General features: G+C 64.9%; 20 protein-coding genes and 3 pseudogenes. 16 read left to right on the top strand and 7 right to left on the bottom strand.

Features of this window, described 5'->3' with window-relative positions:
* A pseudogene (locus tag ACFSQT_RS29685) lies at window positions 1-434 on the bottom strand (aldehyde dehydrogenase family protein); the annotation flags it as partial.
* Window positions 435-489: 55 nt separating this feature from the next.
* Window positions 490-627 (bottom strand): hypothetical protein, encoded by a 138-nt coding sequence (locus ACFSQT_RS29680; protein ID WP_379024819.1) that lies wholly within the window; start codon window positions 625-627, stop codon window positions 490-492.
* 491 nt (window positions 628-1,118) lie between these two features.
* Between ACFSQT_RS29680 and ACFSQT_RS29675 the strand changes: the two are divergent.
* Window positions 1,119-1,339: pseudogene (locus ACFSQT_RS29675) on the top strand (IS630 family transposase); the annotation flags it as partial.
* A 56-nt stretch (window positions 1,340-1,395) separates the two neighbouring features.
* On the opposite strand, the gene ACFSQT_RS29670 reads toward ACFSQT_RS29675, so the two are convergent.
* The 4 genes from ACFSQT_RS29670 to ACFSQT_RS29655 all read right to left on the bottom strand — a co-directional run bounded on the left by ACFSQT_RS29670 (window position 1,396) and on the right by ACFSQT_RS29655 (window position 4,264).
* Window positions 1,396-1,965 carry an EVE domain-containing protein gene (locus ACFSQT_RS29670; protein WP_379024817.1) on the bottom strand — a complete coding sequence of 190 codons (570 nt, stop codon included), beginning with the start codon at window positions 1,963-1,965 and terminating at the stop codon, window positions 1,396-1,398.
* 790 nt (window positions 1,966-2,755) lie between these two features.
* Complete coding sequence (locus ACFSQT_RS29665) at window positions 2,756-2,965, bottom strand: helix-turn-helix domain-containing protein (RefSeq protein ID WP_379024815.1); 210 nt, start codon at window positions 2,963-2,965, stop codon at window positions 2,756-2,758.
* Window positions 2,966-3,244: 279 nt separating this feature from the next.
* The gene (locus tag ACFSQT_RS29660; RefSeq protein ID WP_379024813.1) at window positions 3,245-3,547 is read right to left on the bottom strand and encodes a hypothetical protein; all 303 of its coding nucleotides are present in this window, start codon (window positions 3,545-3,547) and stop codon (window positions 3,245-3,247) included.
* 510 nt (window positions 3,548-4,057) lie between these two features.
* Window positions 4,058-4,264 (bottom strand): hypothetical protein, encoded by a 207-nt coding sequence (locus ACFSQT_RS29655; RefSeq protein WP_379024811.1) that lies wholly within the window; start codon window positions 4,262-4,264, stop codon window positions 4,058-4,060.
* A 118-nt stretch (window positions 4,265-4,382) separates the two neighbouring features.
* Between ACFSQT_RS29655 and ACFSQT_RS29650 the strand changes: the two genes are divergently transcribed.
* From ACFSQT_RS29650 to ACFSQT_RS29620, 7 genes and pseudogenes are all read left to right on the top strand, one after another.
* Window positions 4,383-4,508: a hypothetical protein gene (locus ACFSQT_RS29650; protein ID WP_379024809.1), complete on the top strand. Its 126-nt coding sequence runs from the start codon at window positions 4,383-4,385 to the stop codon at window positions 4,506-4,508.
* A 610-nt stretch (window positions 4,509-5,118) separates the two neighbouring features.
* The gene (locus ACFSQT_RS29645; protein WP_379024807.1) at window positions 5,119-5,304 is read left to right on the top strand and encodes a hypothetical protein; all 186 of its coding nucleotides are present in this window, start codon (window positions 5,119-5,121) and stop codon (window positions 5,302-5,304) included.
* 326 nt (window positions 5,305-5,630) lie between these two features.
* Window positions 5,631-7,308, top strand: a pseudogene (locus ACFSQT_RS29640) (thiamine pyrophosphate-binding protein).
* Complete coding sequence (locus tag ACFSQT_RS29635; protein ID WP_379024805.1) at window positions 7,305-9,401, top strand: hydantoinase/oxoprolinase family protein; 2,097 nt, start codon at window positions 7,305-7,307, stop codon at window positions 9,399-9,401. The pseudogene ACFSQT_RS29640 and the gene ACFSQT_RS29635 overlap by 4 nt, the downstream one beginning before the upstream one ends.
* The gene (locus ACFSQT_RS29630; RefSeq protein ID WP_379024803.1) at window positions 9,398-11,017 is read left to right on the top strand and encodes a hydantoinase B/oxoprolinase family protein; all 1,620 of its coding nucleotides are present in this window, start codon (window positions 9,398-9,400) and stop codon (window positions 11,015-11,017) included. The genes ACFSQT_RS29635 and ACFSQT_RS29630 overlap by 4 nt, the downstream gene beginning before the upstream one ends.
* A complete protein-coding gene (locus ACFSQT_RS29625; RefSeq protein ID WP_379024801.1) occupies window positions 11,014-12,216 on the top strand; it encodes a pyridoxal phosphate-dependent aminotransferase in 1,203 nt (400 codons plus the stop codon). The genes ACFSQT_RS29630 and ACFSQT_RS29625 overlap by 4 nt, the downstream gene beginning before the upstream one ends.
* A 5-nt stretch (window positions 12,217-12,221) precedes the next feature.
* Window positions 12,222-13,034, top strand: coding sequence for an NAD-dependent epimerase/dehydratase family protein (locus ACFSQT_RS29620; protein ID WP_379024799.1), 813 nt, complete (start codon window positions 12,222-12,224; stop codon window positions 13,032-13,034).
* A gap of 382 nt (window positions 13,035-13,416) precedes the next feature.
* Here ACFSQT_RS29620 and ACFSQT_RS29615 read toward each other — a convergent pair whose 3' ends face one another.
* Window positions 13,417-14,085: a GntR family transcriptional regulator gene (locus tag ACFSQT_RS29615; RefSeq protein ID WP_379024797.1), complete on the bottom strand. Its 669-nt coding sequence runs from the start codon at window positions 14,083-14,085 to the stop codon at window positions 13,417-13,419.
* Window positions 14,086-14,227: 142 nt separating this feature from the next.
* Here ACFSQT_RS29615 and ACFSQT_RS29610 point away from each other — a divergent pair, with 142 nt between their 5' ends.
* The 8 genes from ACFSQT_RS29610 (at window position 14,228) to ACFSQT_RS29575 (ending at window position 22,996) form a co-directional block, all read left to right on the top strand.
* On the top strand, window positions 14,228-14,815 hold the full coding sequence (locus ACFSQT_RS29610) for an amino acid synthesis family protein (protein WP_379024795.1): 588 nt from the start codon (window positions 14,228-14,230) through the stop codon (window positions 14,813-14,815).
* Entirely contained in the window at window positions 14,808-16,595 is a 1,788-nt protein-coding gene (locus ACFSQT_RS29605; RefSeq protein ID WP_379024793.1) for an alpha/beta fold hydrolase, read from the top strand. The genes ACFSQT_RS29610 and ACFSQT_RS29605 overlap by 8 nt, the downstream gene beginning before the upstream one ends.
* A gap of 5 nt (window positions 16,596-16,600) precedes the next feature.
* On the top strand, window positions 16,601-17,653 hold the full coding sequence (locus ACFSQT_RS29600; protein ID WP_379024791.1) for an LLM class flavin-dependent oxidoreductase: 1,053 nt from the start codon (window positions 16,601-16,603) through the stop codon (window positions 17,651-17,653).
* The gene (locus ACFSQT_RS29595) at window positions 17,650-19,125 is read left to right on the top strand and encodes an aldehyde dehydrogenase (RefSeq protein WP_379024789.1); all 1,476 of its coding nucleotides are present in this window, start codon (window positions 17,650-17,652) and stop codon (window positions 19,123-19,125) included. Before ACFSQT_RS29600 ends, ACFSQT_RS29595 begins: the two co-directional genes overlap by 4 nt.
* A gap of 62 nt (window positions 19,126-19,187) precedes the next feature.
* Complete coding sequence (locus ACFSQT_RS29590) at window positions 19,188-20,192, top strand: ABC transporter substrate-binding protein (protein WP_379024787.1); 1,005 nt, start codon at window positions 19,188-19,190, stop codon at window positions 20,190-20,192.
* A 68-nt stretch (window positions 20,193-20,260) separates the two neighbouring features.
* Window positions 20,261-21,121 (top strand): ABC transporter permease, encoded by an 861-nt coding sequence (locus ACFSQT_RS29585; RefSeq protein WP_379024785.1) that lies wholly within the window; start codon window positions 20,261-20,263, stop codon window positions 21,119-21,121.
* Between the two features lies 1 nt (window position 21,122).
* Window positions 21,123-21,923 (top strand): ABC transporter permease, encoded by an 801-nt coding sequence (locus tag ACFSQT_RS29580; protein WP_379024783.1) that lies wholly within the window; start codon window positions 21,123-21,125, stop codon window positions 21,921-21,923.
* Window positions 21,920-22,996 carry an ABC transporter ATP-binding protein gene (locus ACFSQT_RS29575; protein WP_379024781.1) on the top strand — a complete coding sequence of 359 codons (1,077 nt, stop codon included), beginning with the start codon at window positions 21,920-21,922 and terminating at the stop codon, window positions 22,994-22,996. Before ACFSQT_RS29580 ends, ACFSQT_RS29575 begins: the two co-directional genes overlap by 4 nt.
* The last annotated feature ends 26 nt before the right edge of the window (window positions 22,997-23,022 follow it).

Raw genomic sequence — 23,022 nt, 5'->3', positions numbered from 1 at the left:
GATACCGCTCTGCACGTAAAGGCGATTGGCGCAGACCAGGTCTGGCCAGCATTGCGGAACTTGGAGACGAGGGCTCCTTCGACGGCCGCATCGGACATCGGCGTCGTCGAAGACGATGAACGGTGGCGTTGCCGCCCAGTTCCATGCTGAGCTTCATGACTTGCGCCGAGGGCTTGCGCCATCAGGGTGCGGCCGACCTCGGTCGACCCGGTGAACGTGAGTTTGCGAACCTTCTCGTTTTCCGCAAACACTCATCGCCGAAAGTCCGAGCTCTTCGTGATCGGGACAACGCTCAATAGCACCGGACGGCACACCCTGCCCTTTCCGCAAGTATACGGCGAGGGCCAAGTCGGAGAGTGGCGTCAGGGCATGCCGGTTTGACAGACGATCGAGCAGCCCACCGCCAGCGCCGGAGCGATCTTGCGCGCCACCATCGCCGAGGGAAAATTCCAGGGCGTAACAGCGCCGACGACCCCGACAGGTTGCTGATCACGACGATCCGCTTGTCACGGGCATGACCGGTGGATAGTGGTCGCCATAGACGCGCTTGGCCTCTTCGCCGAACCACTCGATGTAGGACGCGCCATAGAGGATCTCGCCCTTGGACTCGGCGAACGGCTTCCCCATTTCAGCGGTCAGGATCGTCGCCAGGTCATCAAGATTGGCGACTCGTCAGATCATACCAGCGCCGAATGACTGCAGCGCGCTCCTTGCCGGTACGGGCAGCCCACTCCTTCTGGACGAACATAGGCCACATCGATCGCATTGGCGATGTCGGCTCGGGTAAATCGGGCAGCCTGGCCAGCACTTCGCTGGTCGAAGGTTGGTGACCTCGAAGGTTTGTCCGGACCGGGATTGGCCGAGCCACTCTCTGCCGATCAATCCCGCTTCCCGGATCAGATCCTTGTCCTTGAATCTTGTTGAGGAGTGTCGCTGATACCGGCCATGGTTAGACACCTCCACTGAGTTGCGAAACGGCCCGCGCGAGAAGTGCCCGGGCCTGGCGATATGGGAGCGTCCGATCATCCTGCCGTCGACAAGGCGCGCTGCGCCGTCCCGGGCCGCAGTCGACGACGCGCTGCGCCCAGCGCAGTTGCTGTTCACTCGGCTGGAAAGCCGAGGCAATCGAGACGACCGGCGCGAGGCTCATGTTCCTGCCGCCCTACAGCAACCGACTTCAATCCGATCGAACGCCTCTCAAAACTCAAGGCTCTTATGCGGGCCAAAGCCGAGAGGACAATCACAGCCCTGTGGACCCGCCGTCGATCGGCTCGTCGGACTCTTCACCCCAGCGCGAATGCCAGAACTACTTCAGGCCGCAGGTTATGACCCAGATTAACCGGACGTGCTGCTAGTTTGCTGCCGCGGCAATTTTGGCGCCCATCGCCTCGGCGATCAGCGAAAATCATGGGCGCTGATTTCGATAGAGGCCAAAAGCGAAGCTGATAACCCCAATTCGAACTTGCCGGCGGTGAAGTCCAGCTGTCGAGCAGCGGCTTGATCGATGTTTCCTCGGCCTTTGTCCAACTCGACATCGCGCCGGAACGGCGTGAAGCCGCCGCCCATATCGCCCTGATAGGATCGCCTTCCCGCACGGTGCGATCGCCGTAAGGCCTGCAGACCGTCCTTTCGCCTAAAATGGTGGTTGGCGAATAATAGACGATGCCGTCGCCGGGTTTGACGCGGGCGACAGCGGTGCCGGCCTGCCGTGATTGACCTGCATGAAGCCGCCCTGACGGGCCACGCGCACGGAGCGTGTTCGGCCGAGGCAACGGCGATCCAGTACGCGCTCATTTCTGTGTCCCCATTGGCCTGGTTCCCCATCGGACAGGCCAGTAGACGCGCAGGCGATGGTTGTCGGGATCGAGCGACCACGAAGGTGCGGCCGAAATCCATGTCGGTCGGCGTCTGCAGGATTTCAGCCCGCGCCTGGACCAGTCGGCATGGCGCGGCATCGACCAGCATCCGGCGTATCCAGCGCAAAGACGATTTCGGCGCCGGCCGCCTGCTGCGGTCGCGGGCGGCTCCACCGTATGGCGCGACCAGAGGCCGAGCTTGAAGCCCGCGTCGAGCACGAACAGCACGAAGGTCGGCGAAGCTTGCGACCGGCCTCGCGACCGAGCAGCGCGCTGTATGAAGGCACCGCTCTGCTGTGGTTGGTCGACATAGAGGATGACGAAATTCGGGGATGTCCATGTCTGCTCTCCAAGGTTCAGCGTTTCGACCTGGCGACCAATAGGATGACTACTGTCAGATTCTGGCAGTAGCCGTCACGAGCCGCGCGGCTTGTCGAGCGTCGCCCGCCATTCCTTCAGCAGCGCCTGGCGACGACGCGGATAGCGCCTGTGCGGTGGCGCTTGAGCTCGCGATGCGATCGGCGCGAAACAATGCGCCGGAAATCTGCCGCAATCCTCGCACCACGCCACCACGACCTCGCACCTTGTCGAAGAACCCCAACGCAACGGCCAGACCACGCGTTCGTGAGGCGCGCCGCAGCGTCGCGATACAAATAAGCGAGCTTGCGCTCGTTGCGGATGGCACTGCCGCACAGTCCGAGGTCGATGCCCTCGACAGCTGCGTCGGGAGGTCGACGAGCAGCTGTCGAGGCGTCGAGATCCTCGCGCAGAGTCGTCCGGCAGCACGGCCGCGATCTTCGCCAGCGCGTTGGCGGCAGCGGCTCGAGAGGCGCCGTCCGGCTGCTTGGCGACCCAGCGCGCAGCCGAGCACGATGGCTCGATCTCCTCGTCGCTGAACATCAGCGGCGGCAGCATGAAGCCGGGCTTGAGCACATAGCCCAGGCCAGCTCACCTTCGATCGGTGCGCCCTGGCCTTGCAGCGTGGCGATGTCGCGGTAGAGCGTGCGGATCGAAATCCCGAGTTCAGCGGCCAGCGCCTGTCCGCTCACCGGCCGGCGGTGCCGGCGTAGCGTTTGGATCAGGCGAGCAGGCGTTCTGGAGCGGGACATGATTCTCGGGACTTGGACAAGGCCACGATAGAACCGCAGGAGCGCGGCAGGAAGCCAGGACGGTTTTCCCACCGGCGACGCCGCGCCGCGCCACTTCGCTCGGAGGTCAGAGCCGAAACACCTTGACCTCATTGCCGCGCTCCAGCGCCTTGTTGTGCGATGAAGATCTCCGCTTTCGACTGTTCGGCCTCGCGATCAGCGAGAACCCGCAGCATCGCTTCCAGCCGCCTCAGCGCGATCGCCCTGTTGCGGTGTTGCGAGCGTTCGTGTTGCGTGCCGTCACCACAATACCCGTCGGCAGATGGACGGCCCCGCCACGGGCGCTGTCGGTGGTGTTCTGATGCTGTCCGCCGGGTCGCCGGCGCGCAGCGTCTCAAAACGAACATCCGACACCGCGATCGAAGCCGCGGCAGGCGCCGCCGCCGCCAGGTCCACCGTCTTCACGCCGACGAACCAGTTCTGGCGCTTGTGGCCTGCACGCACCGGGCTTTTGAAGACGAACTTGACGGTGCCGCAATACTCCCGCGCGAGCGCTTCGGCGTTGCGGCCCTCGAGGCTGAGCACGGCGGATTTGGCGCCCATGCCGGTCCGGCCTGTGACCAAAGGAGGCCTCGCAGGTGGCAGCCGAGCCGAACGGCTTCCTTCTCGATGGTCTCGCACCAGCGCCATCAAGGCGATGCGGCATTCGACCGGTCCGTTGCTGAGGTGACGAGCATGTCAATCGCGGCCATGGTCGCCCTCCTTGCCATACGTTCGCGAGATGGATTCTTGCGTGTCCGATCGGCGGGCCTTCCATCGCCTTCTTGTCGGTCACCATCGGCTTCATTGCCGCAAGCCGCACGCCAGGGCGGCATCGGCAAGGTCTTGAACCACCTGTCCGGCGTCCTTGTAGGGCGGCGCCGCTTCCTCGATGACCAGGTTGCGGTCGTCGCAGATCAATTGCCCGCCCCAGGCATTCTGAGCAGGCGTCGCGCTCCGACCTGTTGCGCCCGGCACGGCCGTGCATGGTGGCACGGTCGGTATTTGCGGCCGGCACCGTGCGAAATGCGCCGAGCGATAGGCCCGTACCGTTGAGCGCCCGCACGACATAGCTCAGGCTGGCGCGCGAACCGGCGATCGTGCGACATCTCCCGCCCGTACCGCGGCCGAGCCCTTGTGGTGGACGAAACCATCGGCCCGGTCGCGGACAAGGTTATTGCGGCACATCAGCCACCAGCCGGGCTTGCTGCGCAAGGCGCTGGCCGCGCGCTCGGCGATCAGCCTGCGGTTGAGCGACGCCCAGGTGACGCAAAATATCATGCTGACGACGCCAGTCCTTGCCCCGCGGCCGACTCCGGATCGAGCCCGGCCGTCACCGCCGACTGGAAAATCCCAGCATCATGCCCGAAGACAAGGCACCAAGCCCGCGCGAGCCGGAATGCACCAGCAGATAGAGCTTCTGGCGGTCGAACAGGCCTTCCCCAGCCGCATCGGTCTGGTCGACCGCTTGCAGCTCGCCGAGAAATGGTTGCCGCCGCCGATCGTGCCCAGCGCATCCGGATAGAGATCCGTCGGCAGGTCAGAGGCAGCGAGCGCCGCTGCGGGTCGATATCCTCCGCTTCGGTCCGGCGCAGGCATTCGACAGCCTTGTCGATCCTGAGCTTGCGCAACGGCAGGGTCGAGCTCGAACAGCGACATGCCGCAGCCAATGTCGTTGCCGATCAGTGCGGATGCAGCCGTTCTGACAGCACGGCAATGCCGGTCGGACCGTATTGCCGGATGCAGGTCTGGAAAGGCCCGCAACCGAGGTGACGCCGGGCAAGGCCGCGACGTTCCGAGCTGCTGGAGCGCCGCGCCCTCGATCCATGTCTGCGGCGAAAAACAATGCTGGATGTGCGCAGGCAAGGTGCTGCGCACGACGAAGGGAGGCCGAGGCCTCCGATAAAATTGCCCATGATGGAACACTTCTGGATAAAGGTCACAAACCGGACGCCGTCAGGCATCCGTTCGACCGGCGGCAAGTCATCACAAAATGCTGCCTACGCCGGAACCCTCGAGGGGTGCGCGGTGAAGATGGTCGTCATCTTTCGCTCCGTTCCAGAAACAACAACTGCGGCCCCTCATAAACGAAGCGCGCGAAAAACAAGCGTGACGCCTTTTCAACAGCAAACGACATGGCACCCGCAGAGAACACCTTCGGCATCCACCCCGTTGTCCGAATGACGGAGATACGCGGCTTTCTGCTGTTCTGGTGTGCCCTGACCGCCACCATCGCAGCGCTCAGCCTTGGACCGTCCTTCGCTCATGTCCTGGAAATCGGTTCCTCGGCTGACCAAATGGTCGCCATCCCTCTGGCCTGAGACCACCGTTTTCAATGGCCAGTTCGTGCTGTTTGCGGATTGGCGCTCCCTTGGACACAGCTGCAATCGTCTGTCCGGGACTTCTGGCATGGCTGCTGCGTGCCGATCGTCCGGCCTTCATGGTTCGTGCTGCTGCTGCCGTGCTTTATGCCGTCTCCCTGGCGGTTTGTGGTCTGTTCTGGTCATCCGGCGAATGATGTTCTGGGGACGTGGGTGCCCGGACTATTCCGGAAAACTTCGATACGATCCGGCTGCGTTGAGAAACCGGCCACAATCCGAAAAGGCAGGCTCGGTCCGCTTGCCACCAATCTCGAGGATGCTGAAGCATGATCCGCAATGGCGGTCGCCTTCTTGTCGAATGCCTGATCGCGCTGGGCGCGACCAAGAGCTTCGGCGTGCCCGGCGAAAGTTACCTCGCCGTCCTCGACGCCCTGCACGACACGCATGGCAGGCTGGGACTACATTCTCTGCCGCAATGAGGGTGGCGCGGCCTTCATGGCCTCGGCCTATGGCAAGCTGACGGGCATGCCGGGCCTCTGCTTCGTGACGCGCGGCCCGGGTGTCACCAATGCCAGCATCGGCGTCCACACCGCCATGCAGGACAGTTCGCCGATGATCCTGTTCGTCGGCCAGGTCGGCACCGACATGAGGGCCCGCGAAGCCTTCCAGGAGATCGACTACCGCGCCGTGTTCGGCACCGTCGCTAAATGGGCGGTCGAGATCGACGACGTCCGCGCGGCTGCCGGAGATCGTGGCGCGGGCCTGGACCACCGCCACGACCGGACGGCCCGGGCCCGGTTGTGGTCGCGCTGCCGGAAGACATGCTGACCACCCTGACCGAGGCCTGGCACGGCTGAGCGGCCCGGCGGCGATTTTCGAGCCGGCGCCGAGCGCGGACGCGACTGCGTCGGCCCTCAAGCTGCTGGCGGCGGCCGAGAGGCCGGTGCTGCTGATGGGCGGCGCCAATTGGACGGCGGACGGGCGCGCGGCGCTGCAGGCTTTCGCCCAGGCCTCCGACATACCGGTCGTGGCCGCCTTCCGCTATCAGGATCAGTTCGACAACCATTCGCCGGCCTTCGTCGGCGAGGCCGGCGTCGGCATGGTCGCGCATGTCAAAAATCTGATCCGCGACGCCCGACGTGATCCTGGCCGTCAATGTGCGCTTCGGCGAGATGACGACGGATGGCTACACGCTGCTCTCCGTGCCGGGTGCCGCGCCAGAAGCTGATCCATGTCCATGGCTCTGACCGCGAGATCGGCAAGATCTATGTGCCGGCGCTCGGCATCCATGCCGGCCCAAACGCCTTCGCCAAGGCCCTGACGCCGGTGAAGGGTCGCTGGACGGAATGGCGCGCGGCGGCGCGCAAGGCCTATGAAGGGACATTCTCCGCACCCGTCCAGCCAGGCCCGGTCGATATGGTGGCGGTGAGCGCCTGGCTGCGCGAGACCCTGCCCGCCGACGTCATCCTCACCAACGGCGCCGGCAATTTCACCGTGTGGCCGAACAAGTTCTTCAAGTTCGGACCGGAGGCACGCCTGCTTGCCCCGCAGTCCGGCGCCATGGGTTACGGCCTGCCGGCGGCGGTCGCCGCGAAGGTCGCGTTTCCAGAGCGCACTGTCGTCTGCTTTGCCGGCGACGGCGACTTCCAGATGAATTGCCAGGAGCTTGGCACCGCCATGCAGGCGGGCGCGCAGCCGATCGTGCTGATCCTCAACAACGGCATCTACGGCACGATCCGCGCGCATCAGGAGCGTCACTATCCGGCCCGCGTTTCTGGAACCTCGCTCGAGAACCCCGACTTCGTGACCTTGGCAAAGGCCTATGGCTTCCACGCCGAGCGGGTCGCGTCGACACAGGATTTCGTCGCCGCGTTCGGCCGGGCGCTCAACTCGGCGACGGGCGCCGTTCTCGACATCGCCATCTCGCCCGAGGCGCTGACGCCCCGGCAGACCCTCTCCCAGATGCGCGACGCCGCGCTCGCTTCCCAGAAGGCCAAGGCATGAACTCCAAGAACGACGACATCCGTCTCGGCGCGGACATCGGCGGCACGTTCACCGACATCGCCCTCGATTTGCGTGGAACGATCATCTCCACCAAGGTGCTCACCAATTATACGGCGCCCGAGCAGGCGATCCTCGACGGCATCGACATCGTCACCCGCGACGCCGGGATCTCGCTGGCCGAGATCGGCATCATCATCCACGGCACGACGCTGGCGACGAACGCGCTGATCGAGCGGCGCGGCGCCAAGACCGCGCTGGTCACGACCGAAGGGTTTCGCGACGTCATCGAGATGCGCACCGAAAACCGCTTCGAGCAATATGACCTGAACCTCCAGTTGCCGACGCCGCTGATCCCGCGCGAGCACCGCTTCACGGTCAAGGGCCGCATCGGCGCCGAGGGCCAGGAACTGCAGCCGCTCGACGAGGCCGCTCTCCAAGAGATCGCCGACAGGATCGCGGCCGGCGGCTTCGGCTCGGTGGCGATCGGTTTCATCCACTCCTACACCAATCCAGCCCATGAGCGGCGGGCGCGCGAGATCCTCTCCCGCAAGCTCAGCATGCCGATATCGATCAGCGCCGAAGTCTCGCCGCAGATGCGCGAGTTCGAGCGCTTCAACACGGTCTGCGCCAACGCCTATGTGCGGCCGCAAATGGCCGACTACCTCGCCCGTTTCCAGACGCGGCTGAAAGACATGGGCGCCGAGTGCCCGGTCTTCATGATCCATTCGGGCGGCGGCCTGATCTCTGTCCAAATCGCCTCGGAATTTCCCGTGCGCCTCGTCGAATCCGGCCCGGCCGGCGGCGCCATCTTCGCCGCCGACATCGCCAGGCGTTTCGGCCTGGAGAAGGTCGTCTCCTATGACATGGGCGGCACCACCGCCAAGATCTGCCTGATCGAGGACTATGCGCCGCGCACGGCGAGGACGTTCGAGGTGGCACGCACCTATCGCTTCTGCAAGGGTTCCGGCATGCCGATCTCGATTCCGGTAATCGAGATGATCGAGATCGGCGCCGGCGGCGGCTCCATCGCCTGGGTCGATGCCATGGGCCGCATCCAGACCGGACCGGAAAGCGCCGGCTCGGAACCCGGTCCGGCCTGCTATGGCCGCGGCGGCAAGCGCCCGGCGATCACCGATGCCGACCTGGTGCTCGGCAAGCTCGATCCCGACAATTTTGCCGGTGGTGCGATCCGGCTCGACACGTCCGCCTCCGAACAGGCCATCCTGCGCGATGTCGGCGAACGACTGTCGCTCGACGCCATGTCGACGGCCTTCGGCATTTGCGAGGTCGTGGACGAGAACATGGCCAATGCTGCCCGCGTCCATGCCGTCGAGAACGGCAAGAACATTTCCGACAATCTGATGATCGCCTTTGGCGGCGCGGCCCCGCTGCATGCGGCGCGGCTCTGCGAAAAACTCGGCATCGACCAGTGCATCGTCCCCAAGGGGGCGGGCGTCGGGTCGGCGATCGGCTTCCTCAGGGCGCCGTTCGGCTACGAGGCGCTGGCGTCGAAGCTGACCCGGCTGTCGCGGTTCAAGCCGGCCGAGGTCAACGCCTTGCTCGGCGACCTCAAGGCGTCCGCTGAGAGCTTCGTGCGGACCGGAGCCGCCGGCAAGATCATCTGCGAGATCACTGCCTTCATGCGCTACGCAGGCCAGGGCTGGGAAATCCCCGTGCCGCTGCCGGACGAGCCGTTCGGCGACGATGCCGCCACCACGCTCAAGGATCTGTTCGAGGCGAACTACCAGCGCTTCTTCGGCCGCGCCATCGAGGGGCTCGACGGGCTGGAGATCGAGATCGTCACCTGGTCGATCAAGGCGACGGACGTTCGCCCCGCCGTCGCCAGGCACGAACTCACCACCGGCAAGCGGACCAGCGCGGCGGTCATGACTCGCGCGGTCTTCGATCCGGCCAGCGGCGCGCCGCAAACCTATGGCATCGTCGAACGCGAGACGCTCTGCGCCGGCGACCGCGTGGCGGGTCCGGCGGTCATCGTCGAGCGCGAGACGTCCACCGTCGTCACCACCAGCTTCGACGCCGTCATCCAGAGCGACGGCGCCATCCTCCTGATCCGCAAAGGCAGCCAGGCATGAGCGACATCGGCGAAATCCGCATGCAGGTGATGTGGAACCGGTTGATCTCGGTGGTCGAGGAACAGGCGCTGACCCTGCTGCGCACCGCCTTCTCGACCTCGGTGCGCGAGTCCGGCGACCTGTCGGCGGGTGTGTTCGATCCGCGCGGCCAGATGCTGGCGCAGGCGGTGACCGGCACGCCCGGCCACGTCAACACCATGGCCGAGGCCGTGCTGCATTTCATGAACGAAATCCCGCGCCACAGCATGTTCGAGGGCGACACCTATGTCACCAACGATCCCTGGCAGGGCACGGGCCATCTGCACGACATCACCATGGTGTCGCCGTCGTTCCTGAACGGCGAACTGGTGGCCTTCTTCGCCTGCACGGCGCATGTCGTCGATGTCGGCGGACGCGGCTTCGGCGCCGACGCCAAGTCGGTCTACGAGGAAGGCATCCAGATCCCGATCATGAAGTTCGCGGAGAAGGGCAAGGTCAATCTCGACCTCGTCAGGATCCTGCGCGCCAATGTGCGCGAGCCGAACCAGGTGGTCGGCGATTTCTATTCGCTCGCCGCCTGCAACGAGGTCGGCCATCGCCGCCTCGTCGACATGATGAAGGAGATCGGCCTGACGTCACTGGACGGGCTCGGCGACTTCATCTTCTCGCGCACCCAGGACGCCATGGTCGAACGCATCAAGGCGCTGCCGAAGGGTAGCTGGTCGAACGAACTGGTCACCGACGGTTACGACGCGCCGGTGAAGCTGGCGGCGACCGTCACGGTTCGCGACGACGGCGTCGATGTCGATTTCACCGGCACCGACCCGATGAGCCGCTGGGGCATCAACTGCCCGATCATCTACAGCAAGGCCTATGCCTGCTACGCACTGAAATGCGTGGTGGCCCCGGATATCCCCAACAATGCCGCTTCGCTCGCCTTCTTCACCGTGTCGTCGCCGGTCAACATCCTGAACGCCGTGCGGCCGGCGCCGGTGGCGCTGCGGCACATCTTCGGCCATATGGTCCCCGACCTCGTGCTGGGCGCGATCGCTCAGGCGATGCCCGGCAAGATCCTCGCCGAAGGCGCCGGCGCGCTGTGGAACATCCATATCTCGGCTCGGCCAATCGCGGGCGGCCAGGGCCGCCGCGCCGAGGTGCTGATGTTCAACTCGGGCGGCATGGGCGCCCGCCCCGGCCTCGACGGCCTGTCGGCGACGGCCTTTCCCTCCGGCGTGCACACGATGCCGATCGAGGCGACGGAGCATACCGGTCCGATCGTCGTCTGGCGCAAGGAACTGCGGCCTGGTTCCGGCGGCGACGGCGAGTTCCGCGGCGGCCTGGGACAGGTGATCGAGATCGAGGCGACGGAAGGCCACGAATTCGACTTCTCGGCCATGTTCGACCGCGTCAATCACCCTGCCCACGGACGCAATGGCGGCGAGCCTGGAGTAGCCGGCGTCGTCAAGCTGGACGATGGCACACGAATGCGGCCCAAGGGCTGGCAGCACGTGCCGGCCGGCCGCCGGCTGATCCTAGAATTGCCGGGCGGCGGCGGCTATGGCGATCCGTCGAAACGCGGCGCCGAGGCGCGCGCGAACGACCGGTCCAAGGGATACGTTTCGGAGAACGACAGATGAGCTATGTTTCCTCGCGCCTGGCGGCGGTGAAGCCTTCGGCTTCGATGGCGGCCTCGCAGGCCGCCAAGGCGCTGCGCGCCAAGGGCGTCGACGTGATTGATCTCGGGCTCGGCGAGCCGGATTTCCCGACGCCCATGCATATCATCGACGCCGCCCACTTTGCGGCGAAGGCCGGCCAGACGCTCTACACCGGTGCCGCCGGCACGCCCGAAGTGCGCGAGGCCGTGGCCAGCAAATTCCGGCGCGAGAACGGGCTGGACTACACGGCTGACGACATCGTCGTCGCCAACGGCGCCAAGCAGATCATCTTCAACGCGTTGATGGCCACACTCGAGGCCGGCGACGAGGCGATCCTGCCGGCGCCCTACTTCGTCTCCTATCCCGAAATGGTGAAGCTGCTCGGCGGCACGCCCGTCCTCGTCGAGTGTCCGGAGACAACAGGCTTCCGGCTGGCTCCGGACGTGCTGGAGAAGGCCATCACGGCGAGGACCAAATGGCTTTTCCTCAACATGCCGGGCAACCCGTCAGGCGCGGTCTATTCGGAAGCTGATCTCAAGGCACTGGGCGCGGTGCTGGCAAGACACCCGCAGGTGCTCGTCCTCTCGGACGAGATTTACGAGCACATCCTGTTCGACGGGCGCGAATTCGTTTCCTTCGGCAAGGCCTGCCCCGAGCTCAAGGACCGCACCCTGATCGTCAATGGCGTCGCGAAGTCCTATGCGATGACGGGCTGGCGCGTCGGCTATGCGGCCGGGCCGGCACCGCTTCTCAAGGCGATGTCGACCATCCAGAGCCAGTCCTGCACCTCCGTCTGCTCGATTGCGCAGGCGGCGACGGTCGCCGCGCTCAACGGTCCGCAGGGCGAGGTGGCGCGCTTCCGGCAAGCCTTCGAGGCGCGCCGCGATCTGGTCGTGGTTGGGATCAGGAAGATCAACGGACTGACGCTGTCACCGCCGGAAGGCGCCTTCTACGCCTATATCGGCTGCGCCAGCCTGATCGGCCGCAAGACACCGAAAGGAGTCGTGCTGGAGGACGACGCGGCGGTGGCGAACTATCTTCTCAACGAAGGCCGCGTGGCATCGGTTCCCGGCGTCGCTTATGGACTTTCACCCTATTTTCGTATCTCGACCGCGACCAGCGAAGAGGTGCTGACTGAGGCGATCGCGCGGATCAATGGCGCCGTCGCGCAAGTGGAGTAGATGATATGCCGCATTACGAACGTATCCTGATCACCGGCGCGGCCGGACGTCTCGGCTCGGAGCTGCGCAAGGGGCTGGTGCCGCTGGCGAAAACCATCCGCCTGGCGGGTCGTGAACCGTTCGCCGACCTTGCCGCCCACGAGGAGGAAGCGGTCTTCGATCTCGCCGACATGGAGGCGACCATCGCGGCCACCCGGGATTGCGATGCGATCGTGCATTTCGGCGGCGCGCCGCTCGAATGCGAATGGCAGACGATCCTGGATTCGAGCATCCGCGGCTCCTACCACATCTACGAAGGCGCGCGGAAACACGGGGTGAAGCGCGTCATCTATGCCTCCTCCGTGCATGCCATCGGCTATCACGAGGTCGAGGCGCATATCGGGGTCGACGCGCCGGTGCGCCCCGACAGCCTCTACGGCGTGTCGAAGAATTTCGTCGAGAGCCTCAGCCGGCTCTACTGGGACAAGTTCGGCATCGAGACGGTATGCCTGCGCATCTTTTCCTCCTTCCCCGAGCCGTCCGACCGCCGCATGCTGTGGTCATACCTCTCCTTCGCCGACTGCGTGCGCCTGGTCGAGGCAGCGCTCACCGCGCCGCGTGTCGGCCACACGATCTCCTTCGGCATTTCCGATAATAAGTTGAAGATGGTTGACAACAGCGGTGCGAACCATCTGGGATTCGTCCCGCAGGACAGTGCCGAGCCTTTCCGCGCCGCGGTAGAGGCCAGGACACCCGTTCCGGATTCGAAGAGGCCGTCAGTGAAGTATCTGGGCGGCTGGTTCTGCGAGCTCGGCCATCCGGACGACAAGCCGACGTAACTATCAAAATACCGATCCACTATATTGCGCAGACGGAAGGTTACCGCAAAGTCAGCTTTCAGGAAACGGTCAAGCCAATCTAACGGCCGAGATCAGGAGCAAAGCAGACGCGCCTCTGGGGCACGCCGTCCTACGCTGTAGCCCTCTCCCTTTTTGAAAGGTCTTTACTTCATCGGGAACGTGGGCAGATCAGACTTGCGTTACAGAACTACGCTGACGCCACCGTTTGTATCCCTCACTCCCGATGCCGAATATCGTCGCGTTGGCTGATTGAGCCTTTGACTACCTCAATGACGATACGAAGCGACACGGCATCATGCAGTTCGTCGAGGGACAGAGGCGCTATGCGGAAGCCCCGCCACCAGTGTAGCGGTCGCAGCTATCACTCGCGAAGCATTGCTTTGGCGATCCGCCAGGCGGATTCGACATGGCGCCTGGCCGCCGCTTCCGCCTCTTCCGGTTTGCGCGAGCGGATCGCATCCATGATCGCATGCATCTCTGCGACCGCCCCGTCGCGGCGATTCTCCGATGCGATCGTCATCGAGCGCAGCTGGTTGATGCGCACATTGAGTCCGGTGACGATCTCCCAGGCGATGCGCTTGTCGGCGGCCTCGAACAGCACCTCGTAAAATCGGGCCGTCGCCCGCATCACCTCGACCGGCGCGCCCGACGCCCAGGCTTCGAGAAGCTTTTCCAGGGCGGCGTCGAGCAGCGCGATCTGGTCCTTGGTGGCCGACGTTGCGCAGGCCCGCGCTGCTATGCCTTCCAGCAGCGCACGCAATTCGTAGATCTCGTCAGTGCGGCCGAGATCGGGCTTGGCCACCGCCGGCCCATGGCCAGGAACCATCTGGACCAGGCCTTCGGCCTCCAGCTGCCGCAACACCTCCCGCACCACCGAACGGCTGACACCGAGCTGGTCGCAGAGCGGCCGCTCGACCAGCCTTTCGCCGGGCTGGAAATGGAAATCCATGATCGCCTCGCGCATGCGCTCCAGCGCCAGCGTGCGCAGCGTCTTGGCTGAGCGGTCGATCCGAAGCGTATCGTCAGCCATTTCTTCTCCGTCTTTTCGCGTCGCCACAAAAACAGATTCCATGGCCGGTTGACAAGGTACGTGGCGCTCCATAGCATGGTATACCATAAGACGCGATAGAGATTGGCGAGAGCCTGCCGCGCCATTGTGACCGAGGATTTACATGCAGCCGGCCATCCGCAAGATCGTGACCTATGTCGAGAACACGTTGATCGAAGGCGGCAAGGCGGCGCCGAAGCCGCTGCGCCTGATCGGCGTTGCCGCCGTGCTGACCAACCCATGGACCGGACGCGGCTACACCGAGGATCTTTCGCCCGAGATTCGGGCCATCGCTCCCGTCCTCGGCGAGACGCTGACGCGCGAGATCATCGCCGTGGCGGGTTCGGGCGAGGTAATCGAAGGCTACGGCAAGGCCGCCATCTGCGGCACGGCGGGTGAAGTCGAGCACGCCTCGGCGCTGATCCACACCCTGCACTTCGGCAACCATTACCGCCGCGCCGTTGGCGCCAAGACCTATCTGGCCTTCACCAATCTGCGCGGCGGACCGAACACGCCGATCATGATCCCGCTGATGGACAAGAACGACGAAGGCCGTCGCTCGCACTATCTCACCGTGCATTTCCAGATCGGCGACGCGCCGGCGCCCGATGAGCTGGTGGTGGCGCTCGGCGCCTCCATCGGCGGCCGCCCGCATCACCGTATCGGCGACCGCTACCAGGACCTGAAGGAGCTCGGAGACCTGCATGGCTGACGGTGCCGCATTGGTCCGGGGTAAGGCTCCAGACGGTACTGGCTTCATCCGCGCCGGCACCGGCGCGCCGGTTCTGCTCATCCATGGCGTCGGTATGAGCGCTGCGATCTGGGAGCCGCAGATCATGCTAATGCAGAACCACTTCGAGCTCATCGCCATCGATATGCTCGGCCACGGCGCCTCGCCTCTGCCGCCGGAGAATGCCGGAGTGTCCGACTTCGCCGACCAGGCGATCCTCCTGCTCAACCAACTCGGCCTCGATCGCGTCGCGGTCGTGGGCCACTCCATGGGCGCGCTGGTTGCCCAGGAAATCGCGCTGCGCGCGCCCTCCCGCGTCAGTTCAATCATCTGCCTGAACGCCGTCTTCCGCCGTCCTCCGGAGCTTGCGCAGGCGGTGCGCGATCGGGCGGCGGCACTTGGTGGCCGTGGCGATCCATCATCCATCGCAGCAACGATCGCCCGCTGGTTCGGCAATCCCATACCCGCCGATCTGGCCGATGCGGCTGCCACGGCAAGGACCGCGCTCGAAAGCGTCGACGCGCAAGGCTATGCCCGCACCTATCGCCTCTTTGCCAGCGCCGACACCGCGCATGTCGATCGCCTGGCCGATCTTTCCGTGCCGGCGCTGTTCATGACCGGATCGGAAGACCGCAATTCCACGCCTGCCATGTCTGCCGCGATGGCTCGGCTCGCGCCTTCAGGGCAATGCCTGGTGCTGAGCGGCGAAAAGCATATGATGACAATCGCTTCGCCGCAAAAAGTGACTCAACAAATCATCGCCTTTCTCGACAAGGTGGCGGCTGTTTCGGCAAGGGCCGCGATCGATCCGGCATTCGACGTCATCGAATTCCGGCGCGCGCTGGGCTCCTTCCTGACCGGCGTCACCATCGTTACGACCATCGGCGCCGAAGGCGAGCCGCGCGGCTTCACTGCCAACTCCTTCACCTCCGTCTCGCTCGAGCCGCCGCTGGTGCTGGTCTGCATCGCCAAGAAGGCACTCGGGCACCAGGCTTTCTCGACCTCCAGGGGCTTCGCCATCAACATCTTGTCGGAAGACCAGAAGGCCGCCTCCGGCATCTTCGCCTCCAAGGCCGCCGACAAATTTTCCTCGGTGGCGTGGCAGCCAGGGCAGACCGGAAATCCGGTGATCAATGGCTCGGTCGCGGTGTTCGATTGCGACTTGGAGCAGTTGGTCGATGCCGGCGACCATTCGATCCTGATCGGCCGCGTCCACGATTTCACCCACAATGGCGCACAGCCGCTCGGCTATTGCCGCGGCACCTATATCACGCCTGGCCTCAGCCAGGACGCGCTCGCGGCTGCCCCGCCCGAAACCGAGGTCGGCGCCATCCTCGAAAATGAAGGCCGCGTGCTCTTTTTCGAAGCGGCCGACGGCTCCTGCCAATTGCCTGCCGGACATGGCCTTGGTGCCGCGAATGACGCCCGCAGTCTCAGGGGAAAACTTGCAGCCAAGGCGATCGACGCCGATCTCGGCTTTCTCTACGCGGTCTGGGACGACGCGACGGAAGCCTCGCGTACTCACGTCTACTATCGCGGAACGGTAGGCTCTCCCCGTTCGGGTGACGGGCAGGTCCGGTTTGTCGAGATCGAGCGGATAGCCGAATTGACGATCGCCGATCCGGCGGTGCGTTCGATGTTGACCCGCTACGTGCGCGAACGCACCGAAGATGCTTTCGGCGTCTATGTCGGCAACGAGGTTGAAGGCGAGGTCCGGCCGCTCGCCAAGCCCGCGCCTGCACTCCATTCCGGCCACGGGTGAGACCGATGAAATTTTCCCTTTTCGTACACATGGAGCGCGCGGAGCTGGAGAAGCCGCATTCCGAGCTGCTGACGGAGCTGGGAGAACTCGTCCTGCTTGCCGAGCAGGCCGGCTTCGAGACTGCCTGGATCGGCGAGCATCACGGCATGGAATTCACCATCTCGCCAAACCCGTTCATCAACATCGCCTATCTCGCCGGCAAGACGACGAACATCCGCCTCGGCACCGGCACCATCGTCGCGCCCTTCTGGCACCCGATCAAACTTGCCGGCGAAGCGGCGATGGCCGACGTCATCACCGGTGGCCGGCTCGACATCGGCATTGCGCGCGGCGCCTACAGCTATGAGTATCAGCGACTCTTCCCCGGCCTCGACGCCTGGGGCGCCGGCCAGCGCATGCGCGAGATGGTGCCGGCGCTGCGCGGCCTCTGGGACGGCGATTTCGAGCTTTCCGGCGAGTTCTGGTCCTTCCCGCCCACCACCTCGTCGCCGAAGCCGCTGCAAACACCCTACCCGCCGATCTGGGTGGCGGCGCGCGATCCGAACTCGCACGATTTCGCGGTGGCCAACAAATGCAATGTGCAGGTCACGCCGCTTGCCTCCGGCGACGGCGAGGTGGCCAGCCTGATGGAGCGCTTCAACACGGCGTGCCAGGCTCATCCGGAGGTTTCGCGGCCGGAAATCATGCTTCTGATGCACACCTTCGTTGCCGAGGATGCCGCCGACGCCGACCGTCTGACGCAGGACCTGTCGCTGTTTTACTGCCAGTTCAGCGCCTGGTTCCAGAACAAGAAGCCGGTGCGCCAGGGCATCCTGGAGCCGCTGACGGAGGCCGAGATCGTGGCCATGCCGCAATATGCGTCGGACAAGATCCGGCAGAACCTGGTCATCGGCGAGGCCGACGAGGTGATCGCCAGGCTGAAGACCTACGAAGCCCAGGGCTACGACCAGTATTCTATCTGGCTCGACAGCGGCCTTTCCCACCAGCGCAAGAAAAAGTCGCTGCAGCTCTTCATCGACAAGGTGATGCCGGCCTTCCAGGAAGCGGGGCCGCGATGAGCACATCCCAATTCAGGAACTACATCGACGGGAGCTTTCTCGAGGCCGCCGCGACCTTCGACAGCGTCGACCCGTCGACCGGCGAGCCCTGGGCGACGATGCCGGCCGCCGGCGTCACCGATGTCGACCGCGCCGTCGAAGCAGCGCACAAGGCGCTGCGCTCCGGGCCTTGGGCAGCGCTGACGGCCACCGCGCGCGGCAAGCTGTTGGTCAGGCTCGGCGATCTTGTCGCCGCCAATGCCGGCCGGCTGGCCGAACTGGAGACGCGCGACACCGGCAAGATCATCCGGGAGACGCGCGCCCAGATCGCCTATGTCGGCGACTACTACCGCTACTATGGCGGCCTGGCCGACAAGCACGAAGGCGCTTTCATCCCGATCGACAAGGCCGACATGGAGGTGACGGTGCGGCCCGAGCCGATCGGCGTCGTCGCCGCTATCGTGCCGTGGAATTCGCAGCTATTTTTGTCGGCGGTCAAGCTCGGCCCGGCGCTTGCGGCGGGCTGCACGGTCGTGCTGAAGGCCTCCGAGGATGGCCCGGCACCGCTGCTCGCCTTCGCCGAGCTCGTCCATGAGGCAGGCTTTCCGGCGGGCGCCGTCAGCATCCTTACCGGCTTCGGCCATGATTGCGGGCACCGCCTGACCAGCCATCCGCTGGTCGCGCGCGTCGCCTTCACCGGCGGCCCCTCGACCGCCAGGCAGATCGTCATCAACACGGCCGAGAACCTTGCCTACACGACGCTCGAGCTCGGCGGCAAAAGCCCGGTCGTCGTCTTCGCCGACGCTGATCTCGACAGCGCCGCCAACGCCGTTGTCGCCGGCATCTTCGCGGCGACCGGCCAGAGCTGCGTTGCTGGCTCGCGTCTGCTGGTCGAGCGCTCGGTCAAGGACGAGTTCCTCGCCCGGCTGAAACAGAAAGCCGAAGCCATCGCCATCGGCGACCCGCAGGATCCCGCAACCGAAATGGGGCCGCTGGCAACTTCGCGCCAGCGCGAACGGATCGAACGGATCGTCGCCGAAAGCTTGGCCGGCGGCGGCCGGCTCGTCACCGGCGGCACGCGGCCGAAGGGCAAGGCGGACGGCTTCTACTATGCGCCGACGATCATCGAAGCTCCGGATCAGAACCTGGCCTGCATGCGCGAAGAATTGTTCGGCCCGGTGCTGAGCGCGCTTGCCTTCGACACCGAGGCCGAGGCGCTGGCGCTCGCCAACGACACGCCTTTCGGGCTCGCCTCCGGCGTTTTCACCAGCAATCTCGCCAAGGCGCACCGCATGGCGCGCGGCATCCATTCCGGCGTGGTCTGGGTCAACACCTACCGTGCCGTCTCGCCGCTGGTCCCCTTCGGCGGCTACGGCCTTTCCGGCTTCGGCCGCGAAGGTGGCCTCGACGCCATCCGCGACTACACACGCTCGAAATCGGTGTGGATCCGCACCTCGGACGAACCGATCCCCGATCCCTTCGTCATGCGCTGAGGCGGCATGGCGACGGCGCACTGAAGAACAAGAAACGGAACAACCAATCAGAGGAGAACGACATGAAACTGATTTTCGCCGGCATCCTTGCCGGTCTCATGGCAACCACGGCCGCCAAGGCCGACGAAATGGTGTTTACCAGCTGGGGCGGGACGACCCAGGAAGCCCAGACCAAGTCCTGGGCCGAACCCTTCACCGCTTCGTCCGGCGTCAAGGTGCTGCAGGACGGCCCGACCGACTACGGCAAGCTGAAGGCCATGGTCGACGCCAAGAACGTCACCTGGGACGTCGTCGACGTCGAGATGGATTTCGCCATCAAGGCGGCCAAGGACGGCCTGCTCGAGCCGATCGACTTCGCCGCCGTGCCCAAGGACGATCTCGACCCACGCTTCAGCAACGAACACGCCATCGGCAGCTTCTACTATTCCTTCGTGCTCGCCTGGAACAAGGGCGCCGTCTCCGGTGAGCCAGCAAGCTGGGCCGACATGTTCGACACCAAGAAGTTCCCGGGCAAGCGCACCTTCTACAAATGGTCGGCGCCCGGCGTCATCGAGATCGCGCTGCTGGCCGACGGCGTGCCCGCCGACAAGCTCTATCCGCTCGATCTCGACCGCGCCTTCAAGAAGCTCGACACCATCAAGTCCGACATTGTCTGGTGGGGCGGCGGCGCCGAATCGCAGCAGCTGATCGCCTCGGGCGAGGCAGCCTTCGGCCAGCTCTGGAACGGCCGCGTCTTCGCGCTGGAGAAGGACGGCGCCGATGTCGGCGTGTCCTGGAACCAGAACCTGACCGCCGCCGACGTTCTGGTGGTGCCGAAGGGCGCCAAGAACAGGGACACAGCGATGAAGTTCCTGGCCGCGGCCAGCAGCGCCACCGGCCAGGCGAAGTTCGCCGAGGCGAGCGGCTATGCGCCGATCAACACCAAGGCCAAGGCCGAGATGCCCGCCGACGTGGTCAAGGGCCTGCCAGACGCCCATGTCGACGGCCAGATCAATCTCGACATGAACTACTGGGCCGAGCATCGCGACGAGATCGCCACGCGCTGGTACGCCTGGCAGGCCAAGTAACGCCCGCCGTCTCATGACAAGGAGCGGGGCGGCTTAAGCCGCCCCGCTCGGCAACCCAAGGGATCGCCATGTCGGTCGAAACTGAGCAGAGCGTCGCATCCATGCGCATGCCGGCAGGTCTCGGTGGCCTGCTTCCGGCGTTGATTCTGATCGGGCTCTTCTTCGTTGTCCCGGTGCTGGCGCTGTTGCTGCGCAGCGTCACCGAGCCTACCCCCGGCCTGCAGAATTACACGGCCCTGCTCGGCGACGGCACCTATGCGCGAGTGTTCTTCAACACCTTCCTGGTCGCGTTCGTCGTCACCATTGTCACCGTGCTCGTTGCCTTCCCGGTCGCCTGGATGCTGGCGATCATGCCGGCCGTGCTCGCCTCGATCCTGTTCGGCGTCATCATCCTGTCGATGTGGACCAATCTGCTAACCCGCACCTATGCCTGGATGGTGCTCTTGCAGCGCACCGGTGTCATCAACCGGGCGCTCATGGCCACCGGTCTCATCGACCAGCCACTGCCTCTGATCAACAACCTCACCGGCGTCACCATCGGCATGGTCTACATCATGCTGCCGTTCATGATCCTGCCGATGGTCGGCACCTTGCGGGCGATCGATCCGATGATGCTGCGCGCCGCCGCCCTTTGCGGCGCGAGCCCACTCGCCGCCTTCCGCCGCATCCTCTTGCCGCTGTCGCTGCCCGGCATCGCCGCCGGCGGCCTGATGGTGTTCGTCATGTCGCTCGGCTATTTCGTTACGCCTGCGCTGCTCGGCGGCACGTCGAACATGATGCTTGCGGAAATGATCGCGCAGATGATCCAGTCGCTGCTCAACTGGGGACTGGGCAGCGCCGCCGCCTTCATCCTGCTCGTCGTCACCATGGCGCTCTACGCGCTGCAGCTGCGCCTTGTCGGCGCGCTACGCGCCGCGGGAGGCGTCTGAGATGCTGCTCGACTATGACCGCCTGGGCTGGCTGAAGGGAGCACTGCTTGCCTTCACCGCTTGTGTTGCCGCCTTCCTGCTGTTGCCCGTGGTCTTCATCGTGCTGCTCTCCTTCGGCTCGTCGCGCTGGCTGGCCTTCCCGCCGCCCGGCTGGACGCTGAAATGGTATCAGGAACTGTTCGCCGATCCGTCCTGGCTCGAAGCAGCATTGACCAGCGCCCGCATCGCCACGTTGACGGTGCTGCTTGCCGTCGTCATCGGCCTGCTCGCTTCCTTCGCGCTGGTGCGCGGCAATTTCCGTGGGCGCGAGATCCTGCGCGGCCTGCTGCTGACGCCGATGGTCCTGCCGGTCGTCGTCTTCGCCATCGCCATCTACGCCTTCTTCCTGCGACTTGGCCTCGGCGGCACCACGGTCGGCTTCGTCATCGCCCACACCGTGCTGGCGCTGCCCTTCGCCATCATCCCGATCGCCACCGCGCTCGAAGGTTTCGACAAGTCGATCGAGGACGCGGCCATCATCTGCGGCGCAAGCCCGCTCGAGGCCAAGCTCAGGATCACCTTGCCGTCGATCCGCATCGGCATTGTTTCCGCCGCGATCTTTTCCTTCCTCGCCTCCTGGGATGAAGTGGTGGTGGCGATTTTCATGGCTAGCCCAACTCTACAAACCTTGCCGGTCAAGATCTGGGGCAGCCTCCGCTCCGACCTCACTCCCGTCATCGCCGCCGCCTCCAGCCTGCTGGTCGGGCTCACGCTTGCCCTGATGGTCGTGACGGCCCTGCTGCGCCGAAGGCTCCAGACATGACCCAGCCCTTCCTGTCGATCCGCAAATTGCGCAAGGCTTTCGGTGCCTTCACGGCCGTTCATGATGTGACACTGGACATACCAAAGGGCGAATTCCTCACCTTCCTCGGGCCCTCCGGCTCGGGAAAATCGACGACGCTCTATGCGATCGCCGGCTTCCAGGATCCGACCTCCGGCGACGTCCTGCTGCAGGATAGGTCGCTGCTTGCCGTGCCCTCGCACAAACGCAACATCGGCATGGTCTTCCAGCGCTACACGCTGTTCCCGCATCTCAGCGTCGCCGAGAACGTCGCCTTTCCGCTTCGCGTTCGCCGCAGGCCCGACGCTGAGGTCAAGCGCAAGGTCGCCGACATGCTCTCGTTGGTGCGGCTCGAAAGCTTCGCCGAACGGCTGCCCGGCGCGCTGTCAGGTGGCCAGCAGCAGCGCGTCGCGCTCGCCCGCGCGCTGGCCTACGATCCGCCGATCCTACTGATGGACGAGCCGCTTTCCGCGCTCGACAAGAAACTGCGCGAGGAGATCCAGGCCGAGATTCGCCGCATCCACCGCGAGACCGGCGTCACCATCCTCTACGTCACCCATGACCAGGAAGAAGCACTGCACCTGTCGGACCGCATCGCGCTCTTCAGGGACGGTCGCATCGAGCAGATCGGCACCGGCGAGGATCTTTATCTTCGGCCCGCCACCGACTTCGTCGCCGGCTTCATCGGCAACTCAAATTTCCTCGCCGCCGAACATCTGGAAACCATCGGCGGCGCGGCAACCATCCGCCTTGCAGACGGCTCGCTGGTCTCGGGCATCAGCGCGAATGGCAGCTTCCAGCAGGGACAAAAGACCAGGCTAATGATCCGGCCGGAAGCATTTCGCCTGGAGCGTAGCCCCAACAGTGCGGAACTCGCGGTCCAGATCGTCGATGTCGCCTTCTTCGGCGAGCGCAGGCGCATCGTCGCGCGCACTTCCGCCGGTCAGGAGATCGATATCAGGCCGACATCCTCGGCCATGGCTTCGCACGACGCGGCGCCAAACCTCCGTCAGGTCTTTTTCGACCCGAGGGGAGCGTTCCTTTTTCCCGCCTGACCCGGAAGGGGCTGAGCTCAGGCAAA

Origin of the sequence: Mesorhizobium calcicola (genome assembly GCF_042682105.1) — a bacterium.
GTDB classification, from domain to species: domain Bacteria; phylum Pseudomonadota; class Alphaproteobacteria; order Rhizobiales; family Rhizobiaceae; genus Mesorhizobium; species Mesorhizobium calcicola.
This window is presented reverse-complemented; position numbering and strand designations above follow the sequence as displayed.

What these genes read in the sequence shown, in the direction of transcription:
- ACFSQT_RS29585 (WP_379024785.1), top strand. Translation starts at nt 20,261, where the DNA reads ATGTCGGTCGAAACTGAGCAGAGCGTCGCATCCATGCGCATGCCGGCA.
- ACFSQT_RS29615 (WP_379024797.1), bottom strand. Translation starts at nt 14,085, where the DNA reads ATGGCTGACGATACGCTTCGGATCGACCGCTCAGCCAAGACGCTGCGC.
- ACFSQT_RS29625 (WP_379024801.1), top strand. Translation starts at nt 11,014, where the DNA reads ATGAGCTATGTTTCCTCGCGCCTGGCGGCGGTGAAGCCTTCGGCTTCG.
- ACFSQT_RS29600 (WP_379024791.1), top strand. Translation starts at nt 16,601, where the DNA reads ATGAAATTTTCCCTTTTCGTACACATGGAGCGCGCGGAGCTGGAGAAG.
- ACFSQT_RS29655 (WP_379024811.1), bottom strand. Translation starts at nt 4,264, where the DNA reads ATGATATTTTGCGTCACCTGGGCGTCGCTCAACCGCAGGCTGATCGCC.
- ACFSQT_RS29650 (WP_379024809.1), top strand. Translation starts at nt 4,383, where the DNA reads ATGCACCAGCAGATAGAGCTTCTGGCGGTCGAACAGGCCTTCCCCAGC.
- ACFSQT_RS29630 (WP_379024803.1), top strand. Translation starts at nt 9,398, where the DNA reads ATGAGCGACATCGGCGAAATCCGCATGCAGGTGATGTGGAACCGGTTG.
- ACFSQT_RS29590 (WP_379024787.1), top strand. Translation starts at nt 19,188, where the DNA reads ATGAAACTGATTTTCGCCGGCATCCTTGCCGGTCTCATGGCAACCACG.
- ACFSQT_RS29645 (WP_379024807.1), top strand. Translation starts at nt 5,119, where the DNA reads ATGGCACCCGCAGAGAACACCTTCGGCATCCACCCCGTTGTCCGAATG.
- ACFSQT_RS29665 (WP_379024815.1), bottom strand. Translation starts at nt 2,965, where the DNA reads ATGTCCCGCTCCAGAACGCCTGCTCGCCTGATCCAAACGCTACGCCGG.
- ACFSQT_RS29580 (WP_379024783.1), top strand. Translation starts at nt 21,123, where the DNA reads ATGCTGCTCGACTATGACCGCCTGGGCTGGCTGAAGGGAGCACTGCTT.
- ACFSQT_RS29670 (WP_379024817.1), bottom strand. Translation starts at nt 1,965, where the DNA reads ATGCTGGTCGATGCCGCGCCATGCCGACTGGTCCAGGCGCGGGCTGAA.
- ACFSQT_RS29575 (WP_379024781.1), top strand. Translation starts at nt 21,920, where the DNA reads ATGACCCAGCCCTTCCTGTCGATCCGCAAATTGCGCAAGGCTTTCGGT.
- ACFSQT_RS29620 (WP_379024799.1), top strand. Translation starts at nt 12,222, where the DNA reads ATGCCGCATTACGAACGTATCCTGATCACCGGCGCGGCCGGACGTCTC.
- ACFSQT_RS29680 (WP_379024819.1), bottom strand. Translation starts at nt 627, where the DNA reads ATGGGGAAGCCGTTCGCCGAGTCCAAGGGCGAGATCCTCTATGGCGCG.
- ACFSQT_RS29595 (WP_379024789.1), top strand. Translation starts at nt 17,650, where the DNA reads ATGAGCACATCCCAATTCAGGAACTACATCGACGGGAGCTTTCTCGAG.
- ACFSQT_RS29660 (WP_379024813.1), bottom strand. Translation starts at nt 3,547, where the DNA reads ATGGGCGCCAAATCCGCCGTGCTCAGCCTCGAGGGCCGCAACGCCGAA.
- ACFSQT_RS29635 (WP_379024805.1), top strand. Translation starts at nt 7,305, where the DNA reads ATGAACTCCAAGAACGACGACATCCGTCTCGGCGCGGACATCGGCGGC.
- ACFSQT_RS29610 (WP_379024795.1), top strand. Translation starts at nt 14,228, where the DNA reads ATGCAGCCGGCCATCCGCAAGATCGTGACCTATGTCGAGAACACGTTG.
- ACFSQT_RS29605 (WP_379024793.1), top strand. Translation starts at nt 14,808, where the DNA reads ATGGCTGACGGTGCCGCATTGGTCCGGGGTAAGGCTCCAGACGGTACT.